This is a genomic window from Chamaesiphon sp. (assembly GCF_041738855.1).
Classification (GTDB): domain Bacteria; phylum Cyanobacteriota; class Cyanobacteriia; order Cyanobacteriales; family Chamaesiphonaceae; genus Chamaesiphon.
Window position 1 is genome coordinate 1 of the sequence record NZ_JBGSPA010000083.1, and the last position, 2,385, is coordinate 2,385.

Here is a 2,385-nt window from a genome sequence, read left to right on the forward strand (position 1 = left end):
GATATTTATCATCGGCGAGGATCGTATCTTCCCCTGGCGGTGGAAAATTCGCGCTGCTGATTTTAATAATCTCCAAATTCTCCCTCATCTGCTCAAAGGGGTCAAAGTTGCCGATATCGTGGTGATTCTCGGTAGTATCGACATCATTATGGGTTCGGTCGATCGCTAAATTACAGCTAATTTCGATCGATCTCAGCACTCAAGACCAGTTGAGTTTATTTGAGTGACTAGCCCTTCCTGACAGAATTTCTGAATATTGATGTGTATTCGGATTGTTATCTTGATGGCATGTACTAGCATCATCTAAACTCATACATCATGTTAAACGATGATTCACCCGCTCGATTTAGAACTTCGCTTCCTGGAATCTTCATAAATTCTGTCCGCTCATATAGTCGCACAACTGGATTATTCTCCAGAACACTCAGACTTACTGCTGGATAATTTATCTCCGCAGTGGCTAAAATTTGTGTCAATAACTTAGTCCCAATGTCTTGTCCGCGATAATCTGGCAAAACAGCGTTGGCAAAGCCTCTTTCAAGAAACACTTGCCAGAAGGCTTATGTAGCGGGGGCTGGAACAGATGGGTTATTCTCAGCGGGCTGCTGCTCGATGGGAACAAGCTCCAGCCCAAGAGCAGCAGCTCTATGTGTTAGATGTTGGAGAATTTGCTCGTGATATTTCTGCTCATAGTAATCCATGCCAGGGTCAGAGTAATTGCCACCAGTTACCCACAGCTTATAGAAGATTTGAGCGATCTTATGTGCAGTGGCAGTGATGGCTTTAGGGCACCCAACCGAGAACGTAATCGACGGTAAAATGCCCCCAAAGCCGAACGACTGCGAGTTAGCGAAAAAGCAGCCAGCCGAAAAGCAGTTTAAAGATTTATCTCGACCGGATTCGAGCAGTATTATCCAACCATCTTTATTATTTAAAAATTAGCGCAGATGGTGAGGAATTCTATAAAATTGGCGTGACTGGGCGCACGATACCGGAGCGGGTTATAGAAATAAATTTGGATCTCAAAGGTCACTTTGAAACAGTAGCAATCGAGATCTTAGGTACTTGGTTGCATCGTGGTAGTCTAGAGAGATACTTTATCTATAAATACGAACGATATCTTTATCAAATCGTTACCCATAGTGAATATTTTAAGTTTGATGAAAAGCTGCGTAAATCGGTTTTACGCGAACTAAGAAGGATCGAAGTAAAGGAGATATTCAACATCGAACGCGATCTATTAAATAGATTACCATCCCAGATCGAATGCGAAATTGAAGCAGTAGAACGATCGCAACAGCGTCGTCAGGCCATTAAAATTGGCATGGAGCGGGCAAAACAATGGGGCGGTCATGTTGGCAGACCAAGTGGTAGTACGATAACAGATGATGATTTTCTAGCCAAACCATCGTCAGTAGCGATTCTGGATGCCTTTGCACGAGGTTTATCGATTCGAGCAACTGCTTTGGCAGTTGGCGTATCGCCTGCTACTGTGCAAAAGGTGAAGGCGGCATCGAGTGAAAAGCATACTCAACACCCTTTTTGAGGCAACTTTTTTTTAGTACAGCAGCAAACAGCATTTTTATCCAAAACTTGCCCCAAATCAGGCGAGATTGGTGTACCAAAAAAAGGGATCGACAAGAAGTAATCCTAGCTTGATTTGTAGAAATACAATTCCATCTTCTAATCAACCTCCCGCTCCACAATTGCATCAGCCAGCGTCTTCGCCGCCTTACCCTGCAACTGCTGTCGCCCGTCATCATACCGAATCAGCGTCGATAAGTTCTTGTGCCTAGAATGCGCCTGAGCAGATCTCACATCCCCACCATTAAGATCGAGTAATGCCGTAATACTAGAATGTCGAATCTTGTGCGGACTCACCACCCGATCGATCCCCGCCATCTCAGCCAGTCCCCCAACGATCTGATAGAGACGATCGACACTTATCCGTGTATCCCGACTAGAGACAAATAGAGCTGGACTCTTACTCTCCCCCATACTCGCAAACCAATCCGAGATCGCCTCAACTGTCGCAGGAGCCAGATCGATCGGTTCTTTATCGATTCTCCCTTTGCCTTTAAGCATCAGTCTCGACTCACCAGGGCGAAAGTCCAAACGATCGAGTCCGCATACCTCAGCGCGTCTGAGCGCATTGTCCCACAGCAACCGCAGCATCGCATAATCCCGCTTGCCCATGACTGTCGATCGATCTATCCCATCGATTAACTGTAGCGACCCGCAATCATAGTGCGATTCGTTGTAAGTGAATCACGGTCAAGTCCGTAAATAACCTTACCAAGCTGGCTACCAGACATGTAGCACTTCAAGGCTTGAACTGTCCGATTGATGAAGGTGCAAGTCCTTCCCACCAAACTCAGGTGTGAA

3 protein-coding genes and 2 pseudogenes are annotated in these 2,385 nt (G+C 45.6%); 2 read left to right on the top strand and 3 right to left on the bottom strand.

The features are described 5' to 3' along the window. Positions 1–169, top strand: a pseudogene (locus ACEW9I_RS08290) (NADPH-quinone oxidoreductase); the annotation flags it as partial. A gap of 130 nt (positions 170–299) precedes the next feature. Here the strand turns inward: ACEW9I_RS08290 and ACEW9I_RS08295 are convergent. Both ACEW9I_RS08295 and ACEW9I_RS08300 read right to left on the bottom strand, forming a co-directional pair. After that, a complete protein-coding gene (locus ACEW9I_RS08295) occupies positions 300–548 on the bottom strand; it encodes a GNAT family N-acetyltransferase (RefSeq protein WP_373539881.1) in 249 nt (82 codons plus the stop codon). A gap of 12 nt (positions 549–560) precedes the next feature. Beyond that, positions 561–874, bottom strand: a pseudogene (locus ACEW9I_RS08300) (hypothetical protein); the annotation flags it as partial. Between the two features lie 99 nt (positions 875–973). Here ACEW9I_RS08300 and ACEW9I_RS08305 point away from each other — a divergent pair. After that, positions 974–1,546, top strand: a complete 573-nt coding sequence (locus tag ACEW9I_RS08305; protein ID WP_373539882.1) for a hypothetical protein — start codon at positions 974–976, stop codon at positions 1,544–1,546. 137 nt (positions 1,547–1,683) lie between these two features. Here ACEW9I_RS08305 and ACEW9I_RS08310 read toward each other — a convergent pair whose 3' ends face one another. Continuing rightward, on the bottom strand, positions 1,684–2,196 hold the full coding sequence (locus ACEW9I_RS08310; protein WP_373539883.1) for a tyrosine-type recombinase/integrase: 513 nt from the start codon (positions 2,194–2,196) through the stop codon (positions 1,684–1,686). Positions 2,197–2,385: the final 189 nt, after the last annotated feature.

Excerpts from the sequence above, each read along its gene's own strand:
- ACEW9I_RS08310 (WP_373539883.1), bottom strand. The coding sequence starts at position 2,196 with ATGGGCAAGCGGGATTATGCGATGCTGCGGTTGCTGTGGGACAATGCG.